Genomic DNA, 18480 nt, shown 5'->3' with positions numbered 1-18480 from the left:
AGGAATCCATGATGGATCGTGCTGCTAGCGCTGGTTTTGAAGGCATCGCGCAGATGCTGCTCGAGCAGAAAAAATTAATGGACGCATTAGAGGCTGAGAATCGTGAGTTGCGCAGGCAGCTCGCCGATCTTCGCCGTGGTATTGGCATTGCTGTGGTAATTGAGGGTAAGACAATCCAGCTCGCAACCGAGCCTGGATCCTCCAGTCAGTCAGGCCCATCTCAGGTAGCTCTACAAAGCTTGCAGGGTATGCAAAATACGCCACCCGCTATGCCCCTTCGAGTGGTGGCAGTGGCACCTATAATAACAGTGGCCGCCAGACCAATGGTCAGCCTCAAGTGAACCTGAACGGTGATAAACGCGATAGTAACAATAGCACGCGCAGTCCACTGGCCGATAGCTTCGTTCTCTAAGCCTGCGCTCACGCCAATAGCTATCCTGGGGGCGCAACGCCTCCAATCTTAGTATTTATAGTATTGCAAAAAGTGCGCTGAGCGCACTTTTTGCAATACTATAAATACTTTTTTTAAGCGCTTCAGGCGTATAGCGTAAGAGCGCGCAACACCTGAATTTTTTTCAACGGGTAAGCGTGAGGGCGCGCATGCGCGCCCTCACGCTACCACAGACCCCCTTGTATCTTCACACAAACGCTGCTATTATCAAAATGAGAGTATATCCAGGCAACATTGATAAACAGCAGGATATCTCTGCCAGACATTTCTCCATTACCTTGAATGGTCTATCATAAGGAGGATTCAATGACCTGCCCTCGCTGCCACAATCCGATTGCTGATGGTGTAAAATTCTGTGGGTCGTGTGGTACACCTATTAATGGAGGCCCGGCGCCTCAAGGACCCTCTCAGCCTGGCCCCTACAACAACCCGCCCTCTCAACCTGGTCCTTATAATAACCCACCATCTCAACCGGGAGCTTATGGGAACGCTCCTCAAGGCGCGTACACACCGCCAAATCAGTTTGAAGAATATACGAACAGCATGTTCGGTAACTCGGTTCCCAAAGCTGAATTGCATAACCCCAAGGGTCCATTGCGCATCGCAGACATGACCATAAGTATCGATGGCGAGCTGGTCCCGGTCGTTGACATTATGCTTGGCAATCAGTTATCAGTCTACTTTGAACATCATATCTTGCTCTGGAAACATCCTGGTGTCCAGATCGGTTTTAAATCGCTCAGGGGCGCGGCACGGCGTTTCTTTGCTGGACTGCAGGTCTTTATCAGCGAAGCCCAGGGGCCGGGCAACATCTCGTTCTCACGCGACTCTGTGGGCCAGATAGTCGCGCTACGCCTCCAGCATGGACAAACGGTCGAGGTGCGCGAGCATCAGTTCCTGGTCGCAACCGGCAACGTTGATTACAACTTCACCTTCGTCCAGGGAGCAGCCAATATTCTCTTCAGCCGCACCGGCCTCTTTATTGACCAGTTCACAGCTGTGAATGGTGAAGGTATGGTGCTACTCCATGGTTATGGCAACGTATTTGAAAAAATGCTCGCCCCGGGCGAAGCGATCGATGTAGAACCGGGTGCCTGGCTCTGGAAAGACCCATCAGTACAAATGCAAATGACGACTGTGGCAGGCTCGCAGCGAGGTGGAGGCATACTGGGAGCAATTGGAGGACTCATGGCAGGAGCATCCTTCACCCTTAACCGCTTTATCGGCCCCGGCCGTGTCGGCATTCAATCCATGACCTACCATCCACCCACCACAGAAGGATCGCCTCAGGCCGGTGGCCAGAGCAACTTCATGGGCAACTTCTTCGACAACTAGCCCGGCACATCCTGTGCCTATTCGCTCCTTCGGCGCTCAAAAAGTAAAGCGAGCGTGTCTGACAACCATCCATGGGGATGGTTGTCAGACACGCCAACCTGGGGGCGCTGACGCCTTACAGGTATAGGTTTTTCAGGGCTACGCCCCTGAGGCCCCTTGATGCCGCCCTGATGATCTTTTACTTTTTAATACGGTATAAAAATACCTCTTGCATTCCCGCCTTCGGCGGGAGGAGGGGGAGGAGTGGTCGGGGACACCCCGAACCCCGGCAGGAGGGCCTCGCCGGCCCTCCTGCACCTCCCCGCTTTATACCTGCTTTATTTGTTAAAGATCATGCGGGCGGCACGAGGAGAGGAGGAGTTGGGGGCACAGCTTGATCATGCCCCCGGCATGCTCGCCAAACCCCCAGTCAAGGGGCTGACCGCCCCTTGCATCCCCGCTTGCCTGGCGCGAATCCAAAAAACCTATACCTGTAAGGGCGCTGACGTCCCCCAGGCTCTTTTTTATGTTGGTGCAAAAAATGCGCGATGCACGTTTTTTGCACCAACATAAAAAAACTCTGGTGAGCTCCGAAGGCGCGTAGTGTGAAGAGCCGAAGGCACGTACCATATAGCCTTCAGACACATTCTTAAAAAACATGTGCTGGTTCGTTCATCCAGGGCGCCGAGCGCCCTGGATGAACGAACCAGCACATAAAAAAACGGCGCGGGTGCGTATGCACCCGCCCGTACGGGGGCGCTCAAACCCACCAGCCAGCTCATGCACATAGTAATCCCTCAGACAGAGGGATTACTATGCGCCCCCTTATCCTTATTGATACGCAAAATCTTCAACATATATTGCTCTGAATTGAGATAATAAGGATTGCGCTTGATATATTTACCCACCACTGAGATAGGATGCAACTTCAGCATCTCCACTACCAGACTGGGCAGCAATTTACTATGATCATAATGCATTAAAGCAATAATAGGAGCATTCTGGAAAGTAAATACAGCATCTGAAGCTGCTTCATATTTAAGAATCTGTTCTGGAGTCGCGATATCTTTAGCCAGCCAGGTCATATCCATGGATATACGCACAGCCTGCCAGCCCTCACGCAGAGCCTGAGCAATAAAAGTCTGATGCGAAGAAAGCAAGAAATATGGATCAAAGCGCTTCCCATTAGCCAGGAACGTTTCCCGCTCTTCACACAAAACAAGTTGACCAGACTCGATTAACTCATCTACATCAACTTGTAGTTTCTCTAACTCTTCACGTAACTCTTGCACCTGCGCCGGGGCGGCCGCAAAGAGACATTTTTCTTTCAATGCCAGACCAACGCGCAACAGGCGCGCAGTCACGCTAGGAATTTCTACTACTTTACTATAGAGCTGGCAGATATGCGAGCCAGGGGGGATACGCTCTGATTTACCTTCAACGCTAAGATCCATACCTACCTCCGCTGAAATCGCTGGTCCTTGCAGATTTTTGTGCTCTGTGTTGCCGGAATAAGCGGGCCGAGCGATTAATCATTAAGACCACAAACCAGGCCATCAGGCCAAAAATGATGACACCTCCAACAAATACGAGAAGGAGGATTAGCAATATTTGCTGCACAGATGCATTGCTACTGAATAAAGCCACGATCGGCAGTGTGCCAACCAGGAGGGCAACCGGAAAAATGGTAGCCCATGAGACAATGACCCTCACTTCCTGTGCACGAGTCAAAGGCTCTTCACCAGTGTAGGGGAAGAGTATACGTCGCGCAAGTTTAAAGCGGGGCTGGTGTTCTTGCATATTGCTACTTTTGCCCTTCCTGCTGCCGATATTGCAACCAGCGCTGTAGCATTTCTTCGGCCTGGTATAAAATGTGCACTTCGTTCTGATATGTCAGGCGGCGACTGGCTTCATATAAAGGGAACCACTGTACAAGATCGTATTCTTGATCATGTAAAGCGGTATCACCGCCAACTGCTTCCAATAAGAAATGCCGCACCTGTTTATGATAGCGCACTTGCTCGCGTACAAATGAATACGAGATGCTACCAATATAAGCAATCAGTTGTACTTGCAAGCCCGTTTCTTCCTGCACCTCGCGCACTGCGACCTGCTCGATTGTCTCGCCTGGCTGAGGCGTCCCTTTAGGTAGGGCCCAGATACCGGCGTGACTACGCCCCACCAGCGCTACTTCCATAGATACCATCTTATCGAATCCTTCATCATTTCGTCTGGACTCGCTATAGTTCTGTGTGAAGTCTCTGTCAGGAGAGAGCAGAGAAGCAAGGCGAAACACAACGCCACCCGCCGAATAGGCCCGCATTGTTCTATATCGCTCCATTGCTCGCGGTATACCCTCTCTATTACCACCAAAGTGCGGCGCGAGTGCACTGGTTTGTGTTGTTCACAGAAGTTGAGGATACATGCACCTTGAGCGCTCCACCTTTTCACCCTCCGCTCCTGCTTTACAGCGCGATGTACGGCCTTCTCTGCTATTTGTTAGATACTACTATACAACATTTTTCATCCCCTCTGTTGCATAATCTAATAATGATTAGCCAGGATGGGGAAATTTCTATTTGCTCTCAGCTATACATAGCCACGCCGCTGGTGCGACCGGCTCCCTCTGGAGCGAATATTGAGACAAGGTTAAACATCTCAAAACACTTACGCCACACGTCCAATTCACCGTTGAGAATTATGAGGAAGTATAACGAATGCATCAGCAAGTGTCAAGATAACGCACGGCGAATGGCTTCCAGATTCTGCGCGGGTGTCTCGGGCGCGATAGCACAGCCAGGCGCCAACAATAATCCCTGTCCCCCTGTCTGCTCCAGAACCGCACCAATTTCATCCTGTACCTGCCCCGGCGTCCCTTGCTTGAGGGTAGTGCGCTCATTGAGCCCACCCATCACAGCTTTTCCGCTACGCATACGGCCATCGCGCAAATCAGGATTACCCTCCAGATTGGGCGCCCAGCTGATTACCTGCACTGGATACGAGGCTAACAGGTCAAAGTAGATGTTCGCACCACAGTTATGCAGGATATTGAATTTGCTACGACTCTTGATGGCGTCTAAGAACTCGAGATCATATTGTTCGCCAAATTCACGGTATTGGTCTTGCGTGAGCAGGCCCGCGCTGGCCCAGCCGTTGGTTGCGTAGAAGATGCCGCTCGCTCCCTGCTCCAGGCAAGCAATAGCATAGTTGATCAGGGTTTCTGTAATGATACGTAAGGCAGTATGCAACGCGCGCCGATCTTCGCGAATGGTTAACAGCACGGGCTCATTATTTTCGCCGGCCAGGTAACGAGCCACACCCAGGGGACAAAAAATGGTCTGAGCAAAATAGGCGTCGTAGCCAACTTCGTGGTTGACCAGTTGCAATACCCGCAGTTGCTCACCCAGGGACCCATGATCCGGCTCCAGAGGACGAATGCGTTTCCAGTCTGAAGCGCTCTTAATAGGTGTATATTCACAAATAGGGGGCTGAAATTTGTGACCTGAGGGACGATATCTGGCCTTCCAGCCTTCAACCAGGTAGGAGGCCCGTGGATTCACTTTAACGTAGTCCCAATCATAGCGATTAAAATTTTCGGCCACTGCTTCGGCTAATGATTGAACTCCCCACTCTCGCTCATAATCGTGTCCCCATACGCTGACGGGAACCCGGTCGACTTTTTCGCCACGCAGGGCTGCATCTACGCGTTCCTTTTTATTCATTAAACAATGCTCTCCTGTTCCAGAACCAACCTGTTCCATTTGTTGGTGCGCACGGTGCGCACCAACAAATACAAAGGGCTCGGGCACGCATGCTCTCGCTTATTTATGTACATCATCAAGGGCTTTAAAGCGATATCCGACTCCACGCTCGGTAAGAATATACTGTGGATGTGCGGGGTCTTTCTCTATCTTTTGACGTAAATAGGTAATATAGAGGCGCAGATAGTGCGACTCATCACGATACTCTCGTCCCCAGACTTTTGATAATAAGGTTTCATGTGTGAGCAGACGGCCGGCATTGCTGACCAGGTGATAGAGTAGTCGGTACTCGGTTGGCCGCAAGACCACTTTTTGTCCACGTACAATGACTTCACGGCGGGCAAAATCAATAGTCAAGTCATCATCAACTACGATCTCTGTTTTACGCGATGGAGGGGCCATTAGAGAACGACGTAAGAGTGCTCGAATACGCGAAAGTAGCTCACGGGGACTGAAAGGCTTGGCAATATAATCGTCGGCTCCGAGGTCCAGGCCACGGATGCGATCCTGTTCATTCTGCCGCACTGTAAGCATAATTACCGGGACAGTCGATACTTCACGAATGGCTCTGAGGGTTTCAAAGCCATCCATCTCTGGCATCATTACGTCCAATACGACCAGGTCGGGCAGGTTATCGCGTAGTTCGTCCATGGCTTCGATGCCGTTACTGGCTTCGAGCACGCGATAGTGCTCTAACTCCAGATTCATACGCACAAGATCGCGGATACGCGGCTCATCGTCCACGATCAAAATAGTCATGTCACGCTGATCAAATACTTCCTGTTCCATCATCAAAAAACCACCATTGGTAATGGCGCTTTCTCCTCACGCGGTAAACTAAACGAAAACGTTGAACCCTGGCGCAGTGTGCTTTCAACCCAGATACGCCCTCCATGGGCCTCGATAATTGCTTTACAGATATACAGGCCCAGACCCGCCCCAGGTGTCGATTGGGAGAGCGGCTCTCCAATACGGTGAAAACGGTCAAAAATTTGCTCTTGTTCGCGCAGCGCAATGCCCATGCCAGTGTCGATGATACTGACGATAACTTCTTCTCCAGTCACATAGCAGGCAACAGTAATTTCTGGTTTCCCTGGCGAGTACTTCACGGCGTTATCTAATAGATTTTGTAATACTTCTTCGATACGCTCGCGGTCGGCCATAACAGCTGGCAAGTGCGGCGGTATCGAGAGTTCGATCTGGGCCTCGGGATGTTTGGCACGTAGTCGCCGGGCCATGCTACGAATCAGATTCTCCAGATCGAGTGTGGTGATATCCATCTGTAATCCATTAGCTTGAATGCGCGAGGCGTAAAGCAGGTTGCCCACTAGCTTATTCAGGCGGTCCGCCTCTTCCTCAATCGCCACCAGGCGTGAGCGAATCGTCTTGCTATCAAAGCGCGCATCGGCACGTGCTAATGTGGATGCGTAGCCTTTGATGATCGCGATCGGCGTCTGCAATTCATGCGAAATAACAGAAATAAACGTTGAGCGCTGCTCCTCTTGTTGCAGTTCTCGGGTCAGGTCATGAACGTTTAAAATGCCGTTCATGGGCTCCCCACGCGCCGAACGGACACATGAGACGGTGACCGCTACCGCGAAACGCTGCCCGTCACGAGCACAGATGAACATCTCGCGATTGACCACCTCCTGACCCGCAAATGCCTGCAGGACCGCAGAATCCTGCAATCCCAGGTCGTTGCCCTGGCGATCTTTGGGGCGCAGCACTTTGATATAGAACTGGCCCAGGACTTCGTTTTCGCGCCAGCCAGTCAAACGTTCCATGGCAGGATTAAAATCGATAATACGCAGCGCGTTATCGACCGTTAAGATGCCTTCGGTGCTATATTGAAAAATAGCTGCCAGGCGGCCCTGCTCTTTTACCAGGGCTTGAGAACGCAGGGCGAAACGTAAGCTGCCCGCGAGCTGGGTCGCGAACAGGTGTAGCGCCGATTGCTCAGCGTCATCTTCGTTGCTGTAGCGTTCAAAACACGAGCGCAACGTGGCCAGGCGTAGGAAATACAATGTTCCAAGCGGCCCCGCTTCATCATACAGGGCCAAAGAACCACATTCAACTCCTTGCCCCTCTACCACCTCTTCCGCCAATCCTAATTGTCTGGCCAGCTCTGGTGGTATCGTCTCTACAACGAGAGGATGCAATGTATTTGGCTGCATGCTTTCCTGCACATAGGCCAGCAGAAAGGGCACGGCAGCTTTGTTTAGATGATAGAGTGTATATTCAGCACTGCTCTGTGGATCAAACGCTTCGTTTGAGACCACAAACACACCCGATTCACCACGCAGCAATTGTATCGCTCTACCCACCAGAACCGTCATTTGATCAAGAGGATCTTCTACGTGCTGCGGCTGGAACCAAGACATAATAGACTCCGCGGTGGAAATTTCAACTGGTCTTTTCGAGAACGAGGTATACGTTCGAAAAGCTTTATGCATCCAAGCCATAGACTTGCCAGTAAGAGGCAACGGTGTTATTGTAACACATATACGTAGAGGTGAGTAGACACATGCATTTCGACATTTTCACGCTTTTCCCCGCCATGTTTCAGGGTCCATTTACGGAAAGTATTCTGAAGCGGGCCCAGGAGCGTAATCTCTTGAGTATCGCTCTGCACAATATCCGTGATGTCACGACCGACAAACACCATGTTGTGGATGATTATCCCTATGGCGGTGGGGTCGGTATGGTTATGAAGCCTGATCCGATTTTCAATGCCATTGAGGCGGTCCATCAGGGCGGCCCCATTATTTATCTAACGCCCCAGGGGCGTCTGTTTAATCAAAAAATCGCCCATGAACTGGCCCAGGAGCCACGCATTACGCTTCTCTGTGGCCACTATGAGGGTATCGATGAACGTGTCTGCGAACACCTGGTAACTGATCAGATCTCTATTGGTGACTATGTGCTGACAGGCGGAGAGCTGGCGGCGATGATCGTGGTGGATGCCGTCAGTCGCCTGACGCCCGGCGTACTGACCGAGGGCTCGGCCGCTGACGAGTCGCATAGCAATAATCTGCTGGAATATCCCCAATATACGCGCCCTCCAGTCTTCCGCGGCTGGGGCATTCCAGATGTCTTGCTCTCCGGGCACCACGCCAACATCGAGCGCTGGCGCCGCAAAGAGGCGATTCGCCGTACACGTGAGCGCCGACCCGATCTCTTCGCCAAACTCGACCTGAGCAGTAAACAGGACAAAAAGATATTAAAAGAGTTGGACGACGAAACCCATATATAAAACCCGGTCATTATCATCATAACCGGAGGGAGCCCATGCAGATCACCATTCACACACACGCCCAGGATTTCCTGGCCCAGACGCAAGATGTCTTGCTCCAAAACGAGGCGGCCAATAATCTTATGCTTGGCATCAGTATGCGCCTTCAGGCCCAGCCTGATTATTATGGGAGCATTCCATTTCTGGCCACCGTCACTGATGAACATGGATTATTGGTGGCCGCCTGTATGACGCCACCCAATCGCCTGATCCTCTATAGCCAGCGGCCAGAAAAACATCAGGCAGCCCTGGATACACTGGTTGAGTATCTACAAAACCACCAGGTAGTCTTCCCCGGTTGCATCGGACCCGTCAAGGTGGCTGAAGATTTTGCGCGGAGCTGGCAGACCGCTACCGGGCAGTCCTACCGGATCGCAGTGCGTGAGCGCGTCTTTGAACTGACTGAGGTCCTGCAGCCTCCGATCACAACCGGGCGTTTACGCCAGGCGACTCAAGGGGATCGCGAGCTACTCCTGAAATGGATGCTGGCCTTTGCTAAAGAGGCCCATCTTGATCAACCTGCCGACGACATTACACGCAGTCTGCCAATCAGGCTCGCCAATGGCGATTTCTTTTTCTGGGAAACTCCGGCAAGCCGGATCGTCTCTATGGCGGCTAAAGGCCGTGCCATGCGCACCGTTATCAACATTGGCCCGGTTTATACGCCTCCCGAAGCACGAGGCAAAGGCTATGCTTCTAGCTGTGTCTCCGCCCTGAGCCAGCGTCTCCTCGACAATGGCTGGCGTGCCTGTAGCCTCTTTACCGATCTCTCCAACCCTACCTCTAATAGCATCTATCAGAAAATCGGCTATCGTCCCCTCGAGGATGTCTACGATATCGCCTTCATTTAAACAATCATAATAGGTTCGGATAAACAATCATAATAGGTTCGGAGCTTGCCTCCGATTAGCCCCGCCGTTTGTGGGGCCCCGTATCCCAGAGATCATATCCCTCATGGGAGGATACCTCGGCCCACGCGGTGCCCGAGAGGAACCTTCCCGTTTGAGCACCGCTTGCCCGGCCAAAGGAGTCGCCACAGGGAACCGAACCACACCCGAACGGGGCCGCCTCGCTGCGGCTCGCGGCAATCGACCGCAAGGGTCGAACCTATGTTACATGTCCATTTCGTCGTCATCGATGGGGGTGCGGGAGGGTGGATTGTGCTGGAAGCGCGAGGCTTGATTGCGCAGGAAATCGTTGCGCGCCTTTTCTTCTACCATGATATCGTCGGCTTCATCCGCCAGACTATGTCCGTCGCCTCCACGCTGACCGTGGTCGTAGACTTCGCGCGCCCGCCCTCCATCTACTGATTGCCCAATGATGCCACGCTGCTCGAGCAGGTCGATCAAGCGGGCGGCACGCGAGTAGCCAACTTTGAGGCGCCGCTGGAGCAATGAGATAGAGGCCCGGCCCTGCTCACGCACGACATCTTCAGCTCGATCCAACAATTCATCCTCTAACTCAAATTCGTCGGGTTGCTCGACTTTTAGTTCCCAACCAGGCTCAACCTGAGATTGCACATTGGCGGCATTGGGATCAATACCCAGAGCCAGCGCATGTTGCACAATTTGTTGGCGCCAGAAGTCGGCCAGACGTTGGGCCTCCTCATCGCTCAGAAACGCGCCCTGAATGCGCTCAGGACGTCCCGCGTCCGCGGGTAGGTATAACATATCCCCACGACCTAGTAGCCGCTCAGCGCCTCCCATATCGATAATGGTGCGGGAGTCGACGGCGGAGCTGACCATGAAAGAGATACGGGTTGGAATGTTGGCTTTGATCAGACCTGTAATAACGTCAACCGATGGGCGCTGGGTGGCGACCACCAGGTGAATGCCGGTGGCACGGGCCAGCTGGGCCAGGCGGCAGATCATGCCTTCGACCTCTTCTGGCGCGGCCATCATCAGGTCGGCCAGCTCGTCGATGATGATGACAATAGCTGGCAGGTTGTTCAGGCTGGTATCACCCTGCGTCAACTTCTGGGCGCGCAGCTTGCGATAACCTTCCAGGTTGCGCACGCCGAGCTGTGAAAAGAGCCGGTAGCGGCGCTCCATTTCAGCAATAGCATTCTTGAGCAGCGATACCACCTTCTCGACTTCTACGACTACTGGCGACAGCAGATGGGGAATGCCATTGTACATGTTCAATTCCACCATTTTGGGGTCTACCATCAGAAGCCGCACGTCGTCGGGAGTGGATTGCATCAGGATGCTGGCGATAATAGCGTTGATCATGACGCTCTTGCCAGCTCCGGTGGCACCCGCGATCAACAGGTGGGGCATCTTGGCCAGATCGCCCACCCTTACCTGGCCCGCAACGTCTTTTCCCAGACCAATCGAGAGCTTGGACTTAACTTTGGCGGCATGGAACTCTTTGCTCTCTAATACCTCGCGCAACATGACCAGTCGACTATTCTTATTGGGGATCTCAACACCAACATAAGGACGACCGGGCACGGGCGCTTCCATACGAATGGTCTTGGCCTCCAGTACGAGGGCCAGGTCATTTTGCAAGGCCATGATGCGGCTGACTCGGGTTCGTGTCTCATACACGATTTGTCCCGAAGCGTCGCGCACCGGAACCATCTTGCCGCTTTTTTCATCCACGATCATCTGTGGTCGGCCTGTGGGACGAATACCAAAACGAATAATGGTTGGGCCAATGCTGATATCTTCTTCGCGTACTTCGGCTTCAACGCGGAAACTGCGTAGCGTGTCCTGAATCAACTTGGCCAGAGCAGCTGTGTCTTCCGAAAAAATCTGCTGCTTCATGCTATCAGGTGCCTGTAGCACATCAATCTTTGGTAACTGCCAGCTTGATTTAATGTTTGGTGTATTAGCGCTGGCCACGGCGGCCGCCATTTTTTTCGAAGCAGCCGAAACAGCAGGGGTGGCCGCGCTAGCCTGACGCTGCACCGGAACCGGGGGATTTGGCGCCACCTGGCGAATCTGCCGACCAGGTTTAGCCGCCTCGGCACGCGGCTTGGGTTCCAGTATCAAGGGCTCATTGCCTGGAGCTGGCTGCAGCACGACATCATCATCTATAACTGTCTGATCATCAAATGACAATGCCTGCTGACGCGCTCCCCGCGTCGCCCCGGTATGGTCAGTGATATCTAATGGCTGCGGATCATGGACTCCGCGCGGCACCATACTGATATGTTGCTTATGCAGGTTGATATCGTTGAGTGGGTCCTCGTCGTCAAAATAATAGTTTTCGTCTTCGTACTCATATTCTTCTGGCTCGATGGCAATTGTCTTATCACTATAGTCATCGTAGCTGTTGAAGCCATCGTCGTAGTAGATCTCTTCATCGACGAGTGGAGCAGCTGGCTGCCTGGAGGCTCGCGCCGCCGGGGCGGCCTTACCAGAACGCGAGGGCGATTGCCGCCGCGAAGGGGTCGATGGAAGTTCCAGTTCATCCTCGCGCTCATCGGCATCTTCAAAATCGTCCAGAGCCGCCTTGCTGGCCGCACTATAGCGGCTGAATTGCGGTCGCTGGCCCAGAAAACGCGATGGAGCGACATCGAGCTCTTCCTCATCCTCTTCTTCACCACGTGGCCCATCGCCAATAATACGCTCAATAAAGCGATACACCATCAGCACATGGGCAAACGTAATGCGGAACGTAAAAATCGTCACAACCAAAATAAGCCCAATGACCAGTACATGCCCTACAGCTGGTGGCCAACCTTGAAAAGGCAGTGCCAGTACATCGGCCAGCGCCCCGGCGGTGAGAGGACCCATAATCAGGCGACTCTCTAAGAGCACCAGCAGGCACAGCACAACTAAACCGAATACCATCGAGTTTCGGATCAATTGCTCATTGCGCAAACTTTCACACAGGCGCGTCACTGCAAACATTACAAAGCCAAAGGCCAGAACATATGCAGACCAGCCAAGAAAAACTAGAAAGAACTTGCCGATGTTGCTCCAAATCGGTGCCGAACTAAGAATAGTTAAAGACGAGAATAAAAGTAAAGATAATACAAGCAATAATGAATTAGAAATGCGCTGCTGTTGATTTGGAGACAGACTATTCCATTTATCCAGTATCCACTGGAGGAATTGTGTATCTTTGACATCACTGGGTGCTGAAGGAGTTCGTGAAGACCTCTGTGAACGGGAAGATGATTTACTATTGTTCTTTCCCCCTTGGCCCCAGCATCCTGACGGCCTCGCGCGGCTTGCCTGGACGCTCCACCACTCCCACTACCGCGCGAACCTTGCTTTGGTGACGCTGAGTTCGAGCGCTGTTCAACCCGTTGCGAGCTTATTGAACCTTGTCCCCCAACAGCTCGGCTAGCGCGCGAGTAGCCACGATCGAGGCTTGGCACTACCCTATCGCCTTTACGCCTCGCCTCTGCTTTGCGATCGCTGCCTGCCATGTTGCTGGTTCCCTCCTTTTCTAAGAGTCAGACAAGTGTATAATAGCCCAAATGTTCCACAGAAGCAATAGAGGATAGCTCGGACGTTCGGTAACAGAACCATGTAAAATCTATTTATGGTGCATAATTCCTTCGATATTTTCAAAACAATTAACCTGTTTACCTATTAGTGACCTACTTGCCAGACTTATTACAACATATACATATTTTAACAGTTTCTGGCCTGATAATCGATGAATTCAGCCAGACCCTCGTCTTTACTATACGGAAAGGCAGCCTGTTTCGATGGGTATAATATATTCAGGCCGCAATTTCCCATTATAAAAGCTTCTTGCCTTCAGCATATAGTAATGGGGACAAAGGTACGGGCGCTGACGCGCCCGTTGTTTTTGATTAATATGCGACAAAAAACTGTGCAACGGCACAGTTTTTTGTCGCATATTAATCAAAAACAATTATTCTGATTTGTGAAGCGTGTGCCGAGGCACACGCTTCACAAATCAGAATGAAAAAGGGAGCGGGCGCGTATGCGCCCGCCCGCGCAGGAGCTCCCAAAAAATAAAAAGACAGGGAGGAAAAACTCCTCCCTGTCTTTTTATTTTTATACTTCCATCACCATGGGCAGGATCATTGGACGACGGCGAGTTTGTTCGTAGAGGAACTCACTGAGCGTATGTTTAATCTTGTCCTTGACGAAGGACCAATCGGAACCGCTGTGAGGACGCTTATCGAAACCGTTCAGTGCATCAAGGACGCGCAGGCGGGAGTTCTCAAGCAGCTCTTCTGAGTCGCGCATATATACAAAGCCACGCGAGACAATGTCGGGTCCTGCAAGTGGCTGTCCGCTCTCTTTGTCGATGGTGAGTACCACCATCAGGATGCCATCTTGTGACAAGACTTTGCGATCGCGCAAGACGATTTGTCCGACGCCACCAACACTGAGACCATCGACAAACACGTTGCCGGATGAAACATGTTCCTTCAGTTGAATGGAGTCTTCGGTGACATCAATAATATCACCATCTTCAGCCACAATAATGTTCTGTTCTGGAATGCCAAGCGAATATGCCAGTTTGGCATGTAGGACCAGCTGGCGGTATTCACCGTGCACCGGCACGAAGAAGCGTGGTCGCAACAGGCTGAGCATTAACTTCAGCTCTTCCTGCGCTCCATGCCCGGATACATGCACATTTGAGATACCCTGATAGTATACCTCGGCACCCTGCCGGAACAAGCTGTTAATGGTACGATGCACCATTTTTTCGTTGCCTGGAACCGGGGTAGCGGACAAGATGACGCTGTCCCCTGGCTGTATGCGAATCTGGCGGTGATCCTGATTGGCGATGCGCGTCAACGCGGAGGTTGGCTCGCCCTGGCTGCCAGTACAGACAATCACAACCTGGTCTGGATTAAATTTGTTAATGTCCTCGGGCCGGATCAACATGCCCTTCGGCATATTGAGGTATCCCAATTCGATGGCCATCTGCACATTGTTCTGCATGCTGCGACCCATAAAGGCCACAAAGCGTTCATAGCGCTGTGCGGTATCCAGTACCTGCTGTACGCGTGAAATCAGGGAGGCAAAGGTAGCAATTAAAATGCGGCCCGGTGCATTGGCGAAAATCTTGTCGAATGAGTCATTGATAACTCGCTCAGACGGAGTATAGCCAGGCGATTCTACGCGGGTACTGTCACCCATCATCACAAGCACGCCATCATTGCCGATCTTTCCTAGTAGTCCCAGGTCGGCTGGTTTGCCATCAACTGGTGTGTAATCGAACTTATAATCGCCCGTATGAACAACTGCGCCAATCGGCGTGTGAATTACGATACCAATAGCATCTGGTATACTATGATTGACCCGAAAAAACTCTGCGAAACAGGAACCAAGCTCTATCTGGTCACCAGGAGCAATCGGGTTCACGGATACTTTATCCAGTAAACGGTGCTCTTTCAGTTTCACATTGATCAACCCCTGGGTCAAACGGGTTGCAAAGATGGGGGGGAAATCGAGCATCGGCAAAACATATGGGAGGGCACCTACATGGTCTTCATGACCGTGGGTGATCAGAATAGCACGAATACGGTCTTTTTTATCCGTCAGATAGCTTGTATCGGGGATTACCAGGTCAACCCCGAACATCTCTTCGTCGGGGAACATCACCCCTACATCCACAATGATGATGTCTTCACCATACTCTACAACCATCATATTTTTGCCAACTTCTCCCAGGCCACCGAGTGGGACAAGTCGAACTTTTTCTGTTGTCAAGGTATAAACAACCTCCTATCCACAACCTAATGCAATTAATTAACAATAAAAGTGCTTTTTATATTTATCTCCACTCCTGCCTCTACCACAGGAGTAAAAGCCATATTCAGGCAATACTTTGCCATTTGAAGTGTATCATAACAGAGAGATAGGCACAAGTTTGCAATATTTTTTATTTATTATAACACGTTAGGGGTGTGATTTATGCCCGGGGCTGGTCTTTTATAGAAAGCATGCTGCCGGTAGGGGCGGTGGGAGAGAGTCCTGGATAGGCCGGGGCAAACACTATAGGTGTACCTATTGCGGGCGCTTTTGTCCTTTCACACTCGAAAAAGAAACAATAACAATGTGATACATTGATTTAAATCGCTCCTTAATGTTTATCAAGTGCGTTTTCGAGCGAAAAAACAGACAAGCGCCCGCAAGGGGCGCACCTATGTATAGATCATGTTTTTTGCAAAGGTTTAGTGGCCGGTGGCTCGCCAGATGGCAAAGGCGACAATCAGGAGGATAATCAGGATGGCAACGCCTGCGATCATCCAATAGACTCGACGTGGGCTGGTGTCGACCTTACCACCAGGCAGATTCCGTTTGACATGGGCAAGCTGTTGCTGGCGGCGCTGCTCTATGCGCTCTATACGCTTCTGGCGCTGGCTCTGCGCGGTTATGGTGCGATTTTCTTCATTTTCGTATCCCATGCGCTCCATGCGACGGCGCATGTCTCTGTTATAGCTCTCATACTGTTGTTGCTGAGGATTGCTAGACTCAGAGATTTGCCGAGCCTGGGTGGATTTGGCTCCGGGTATAGCTGTGCCGCCAACGGCTGGCCGCGCTCCTTTGCTGCCATGGTGCTGATGCCCTTTGCGAGGCTTCGCAGCGGGTCGGGCGGCCGAAGACGCTGTATTGTTCGCTGGTGGCATCTGCGTGTTCTGCATCCCGGTTGCATCCGGCTTATCCGGCCCTTTTTTGCCCCCCGATGTATTATTACTTGCCATATAAAAACCTCTTTCTTAATCTGTGGCTAAATTTGTCGGCTTCCTGTTTCTCTCTTCTTACTAGGGCGCCGAGACCTCTGCGGCTCGCTCTTCAGGCGTGTCATCAGGGTTGTTTGTTTCAAAAGGGATGTCATTGTCATTCAGATGTGTATACCTGCAGTTTACCAGATGTCACTGCCTCCGGTGCAAGTTCCCACAAAAATTTCAGGCCGTCATCGGTAAAATCACGACCCACATTGGGATTGTTCGGCAGGAGCAGGGTGACGCTGACACCACGGCTGAGGGCATCAACCAGCGAAGTAAATAGTTGCTCCATAACTTCCGTGGGCAGGCTGACCAGTGGCGTCTCCAATCCTAGATAGGTGCGACGCCAGAAATATTGGTTTTCCAGGTAATACGAAATCCTTTTCTACACGCATACTATTACATCAACTTTCGCTTTACTGTTGTTCATTCATAATTTTCTGGGCGATTCTGGTTGCTTCCTCTTTATCGTCGGCCGCCAGAATGCCATCAATAACCAGGCTCAATAGATGATCTTTTAAGGGACGCAACCAGGGCCCAGGACCACGGTCGAAGAGCTCCATTAACTCATTGCCGTCCAAAGGACTGCGCAGGGGGACGCGCTCGGCCTCTTCTCGCAGTCGCTGGCAGCGCTCTGACAGCTCTTGTACGCGGGCGGCGGCTCGATTGACTTTGTCCATACGGTAGCTGGTAATATCTGCTCGTGAGAGATCAAGCAGGTCTGGCAAGATATCCCCGCTGTCCAGCATCAGTCGGCGCACGGCCCCATCTGTCCAATCAGATGTGTAGGCATTGGCCCGCATGTGTAGTTTGACAACCTGGCTGACGTTGTGTATAAACTCGCGATCAAAGTGCAGGCGCTTCAGGATGTCGCGGGCCATGTAGGCGCCGACATCTTCATGGCCGAAGAAATGGACCTTGTTGTCTTCCACCACCTTGGTGCGTGGCTTGGCGATATCATGTAGCAGTGCGCCCCAGCGCGCTACAGGCCGGGCAGAGGAGCGCTCGACAACACGTAAAACATGGATATACACGTCTTTGCTGGCGCGACCGGTCGTGGGCCGCTGGCTGACACCGCGCAGTTCCATCACCTCTGGAATAATCCATTCCATCAAACCTAAACCAACCAGCAGATCCAGACCCTTGGCTGGATGAGGTGAAAGCAGCAACTTGTTCATCTCGTCGCGAATACGTTCCCGGCTGATCTTCTGCAGAGTGCTGGCCTGCCGTACAATCGCGGCCCGCGTTCCGCTGTCAATCTCAAAATCGAGCTGCGCAGCAAAGCGTACCGCTCGCAATAACCGCAGTGGATCTTCGTTGAAGCGTTTATCTGGTTCATTGCCGACCGCCCGTAACACATGATTTTCCAGGTCTTGCTGACCATTGAATAAATCGATGATGCGACCATTAAGAGGATTGCGAGCCAGGGCATTAATGGTAAAATCCCGGCGTGCCAGGTCTTCTTCCAGGCTATCCCCAAAACAAACCTCGGGCTTACGTGACTCTGGATCATAGCGTTCGGAGCGAAATGTGGTGATTTCAATGATGCTGTTCTCATAGTGGAGACGCACGGTTCCAAACCGCTCCCCTACCAGGACAACGGCAGTTGGATGTGTTGGAGCCACCAGGCGCTTGATCTCCTCGGGCCGGGCGTCCGTTGCCAGGTCGCCGTCGTTTGATTGCCCTCTCTGCAGCAAGCCATCACGTACGGTGCCTCCAACAATATAGAGTTGTTTATGCTGGGCGCGAAAAATTTCGGCCAGCATTTTGATAGTTTCAAGCATACTAAAATCTATGTATCCGCTTCGTTTCGTTCGTAACTGCTGTGCTGATTTTAGTGCACAGTTAGCTACGGTCTTAAATCGGGTATGATAATAATCCCATCGCAAATCTTACAATGGGACTATTGTATCATGTTCAGATAGCTTCTTTAAAGTGGGTCCTGATGTAGATTAATCTTTCCTGCTCTGACCCGGTTAGAATATGT

The 18480-nt window shown here is 51.8% G+C and carries 15 protein-coding genes; 4 read left to right on the top strand and 11 right to left on the bottom strand.

The window, feature by feature from the left end:
* The first annotated feature begins 8 nt into the window (after positions 1 to 8).
* Complete coding sequence (locus JMI88_RS31205; protein ID WP_201365956.1) at positions 9 to 341, top strand: hypothetical protein; 333 nt, start codon at positions 9 to 11, stop codon at positions 339 to 341.
* Between the two features lie 416 nt (positions 342 to 757).
* Positions 758 to 1786 carry an AIM24 family protein gene (locus tag JMI88_RS31200; RefSeq protein WP_201365955.1) on the top strand — a complete coding sequence of 343 codons (1029 nt, stop codon included), beginning with the start codon at positions 758 to 760 and terminating at the stop codon, positions 1784 to 1786.
* A 776-nt stretch (positions 1787 to 2562) separates the two neighbouring features.
* On the opposite strand, the gene JMI88_RS31195 is transcribed toward JMI88_RS31200, so the two are convergent.
* From JMI88_RS31195 to JMI88_RS31170, 6 genes are all read right to left on the bottom strand, one after another.
* Positions 2563 to 3219 (bottom strand): MEDS domain-containing protein, encoded by a 657-nt coding sequence (locus JMI88_RS31195; protein WP_201365954.1) that lies wholly within the window; start codon positions 3217 to 3219, stop codon positions 2563 to 2565.
* Positions 3209 to 3565 carry a hypothetical protein gene (locus JMI88_RS31190; RefSeq protein WP_201365953.1) on the bottom strand — a complete coding sequence of 119 codons (357 nt, stop codon included), beginning with the start codon at positions 3563 to 3565 and terminating at the stop codon, positions 3209 to 3211. Before JMI88_RS31190 ends, JMI88_RS31195 begins: the two co-directional genes overlap by 11 nt.
* A gap of 4 nt (positions 3566 to 3569) precedes the next feature.
* Complete coding sequence (locus JMI88_RS31185) at positions 3570 to 3971, bottom strand: NUDIX hydrolase (RefSeq protein ID WP_201365952.1); 402 nt, start codon at positions 3969 to 3971, stop codon at positions 3570 to 3572.
* 526 nt (positions 3972 to 4497) lie between these two features.
* Positions 4498 to 5487 carry a uroporphyrinogen decarboxylase family protein gene (locus JMI88_RS31180; RefSeq protein ID WP_201365951.1) on the bottom strand — a complete coding sequence of 330 codons (990 nt, stop codon included), beginning with the start codon at positions 5485 to 5487 and terminating at the stop codon, positions 4498 to 4500.
* Positions 5488 to 5586: 99 nt separating this feature from the next.
* The gene (locus JMI88_RS31175; RefSeq protein ID WP_201365971.1) at positions 5587 to 6315 is read right to left on the bottom strand and encodes a response regulator transcription factor; all 729 of its coding nucleotides are present in this window, start codon (positions 6313 to 6315) and stop codon (positions 5587 to 5589) included.
* Positions 6316 to 6317: 2 nt separating this feature from the next.
* Positions 6318 to 7907, bottom strand: a complete 1590-nt coding sequence (locus JMI88_RS31170) for a sensor histidine kinase (protein WP_201365950.1) — start codon at positions 7905 to 7907, stop codon at positions 6318 to 6320.
* Positions 7908 to 8050: 143 nt separating this feature from the next.
* Between JMI88_RS31170 and trmD the strand changes: the two genes are divergently transcribed.
* Complete coding sequence (gene trmD / locus JMI88_RS31165; RefSeq protein ID WP_201365949.1) at positions 8051 to 8779, top strand: tRNA (guanosine(37)-N1)-methyltransferase TrmD; 729 nt, start codon at positions 8051 to 8053, stop codon at positions 8777 to 8779.
* 35 nt (positions 8780 to 8814) lie between these two features.
* The gene (locus JMI88_RS31160; RefSeq protein ID WP_201365948.1) at positions 8815 to 9669 is read left to right on the top strand and encodes a GNAT family N-acetyltransferase; all 855 of its coding nucleotides are present in this window, start codon (positions 8815 to 8817) and stop codon (positions 9667 to 9669) included.
* Between the two features lie 261 nt (positions 9670 to 9930).
* On the opposite strand, the gene JMI88_RS31155 is transcribed toward JMI88_RS31160, so the two are convergent.
* The 5 genes from JMI88_RS31155 to JMI88_RS31135 form a co-directional block, all read right to left on the bottom strand.
* Complete coding sequence (locus JMI88_RS31155; RefSeq protein ID WP_201365947.1) at positions 9931 to 12678, bottom strand: DNA translocase FtsK; 2748 nt, start codon at positions 12676 to 12678, stop codon at positions 9931 to 9933.
* Between the two features lie 1125 nt (positions 12679 to 13803).
* Complete coding sequence (locus tag JMI88_RS31150) at positions 13804 to 15474, bottom strand: ribonuclease J (protein WP_201365946.1); 1671 nt, start codon at positions 15472 to 15474, stop codon at positions 13804 to 13806.
* A gap of 464 nt (positions 15475 to 15938) precedes the next feature.
* Positions 15939 to 16469, bottom strand: a complete 531-nt coding sequence (locus tag JMI88_RS31145) for a hypothetical protein (protein ID WP_201365945.1) — start codon at positions 16467 to 16469, stop codon at positions 15939 to 15941.
* Between the two features lie 136 nt (positions 16470 to 16605).
* Positions 16606 to 16785: a hypothetical protein gene (locus JMI88_RS31140; RefSeq protein WP_201365944.1), complete on the bottom strand. Its 180-nt coding sequence runs from the start codon at positions 16783 to 16785 to the stop codon at positions 16606 to 16608.
* Positions 16786 to 16909: 124 nt separating this feature from the next.
* The gene (locus JMI88_RS31135; RefSeq protein WP_201365943.1) at positions 16910 to 18277 is read right to left on the bottom strand and encodes a CCA tRNA nucleotidyltransferase; all 1368 of its coding nucleotides are present in this window, start codon (positions 18275 to 18277) and stop codon (positions 16910 to 16912) included.
* Between the last annotated feature and the right edge of the window lie 203 nt (positions 18278 to 18480).

It is taken from the genome of Dictyobacter formicarum (assembly GCF_016587435.1).
This window is presented reverse-complemented; position numbering and strand designations above follow the sequence as displayed.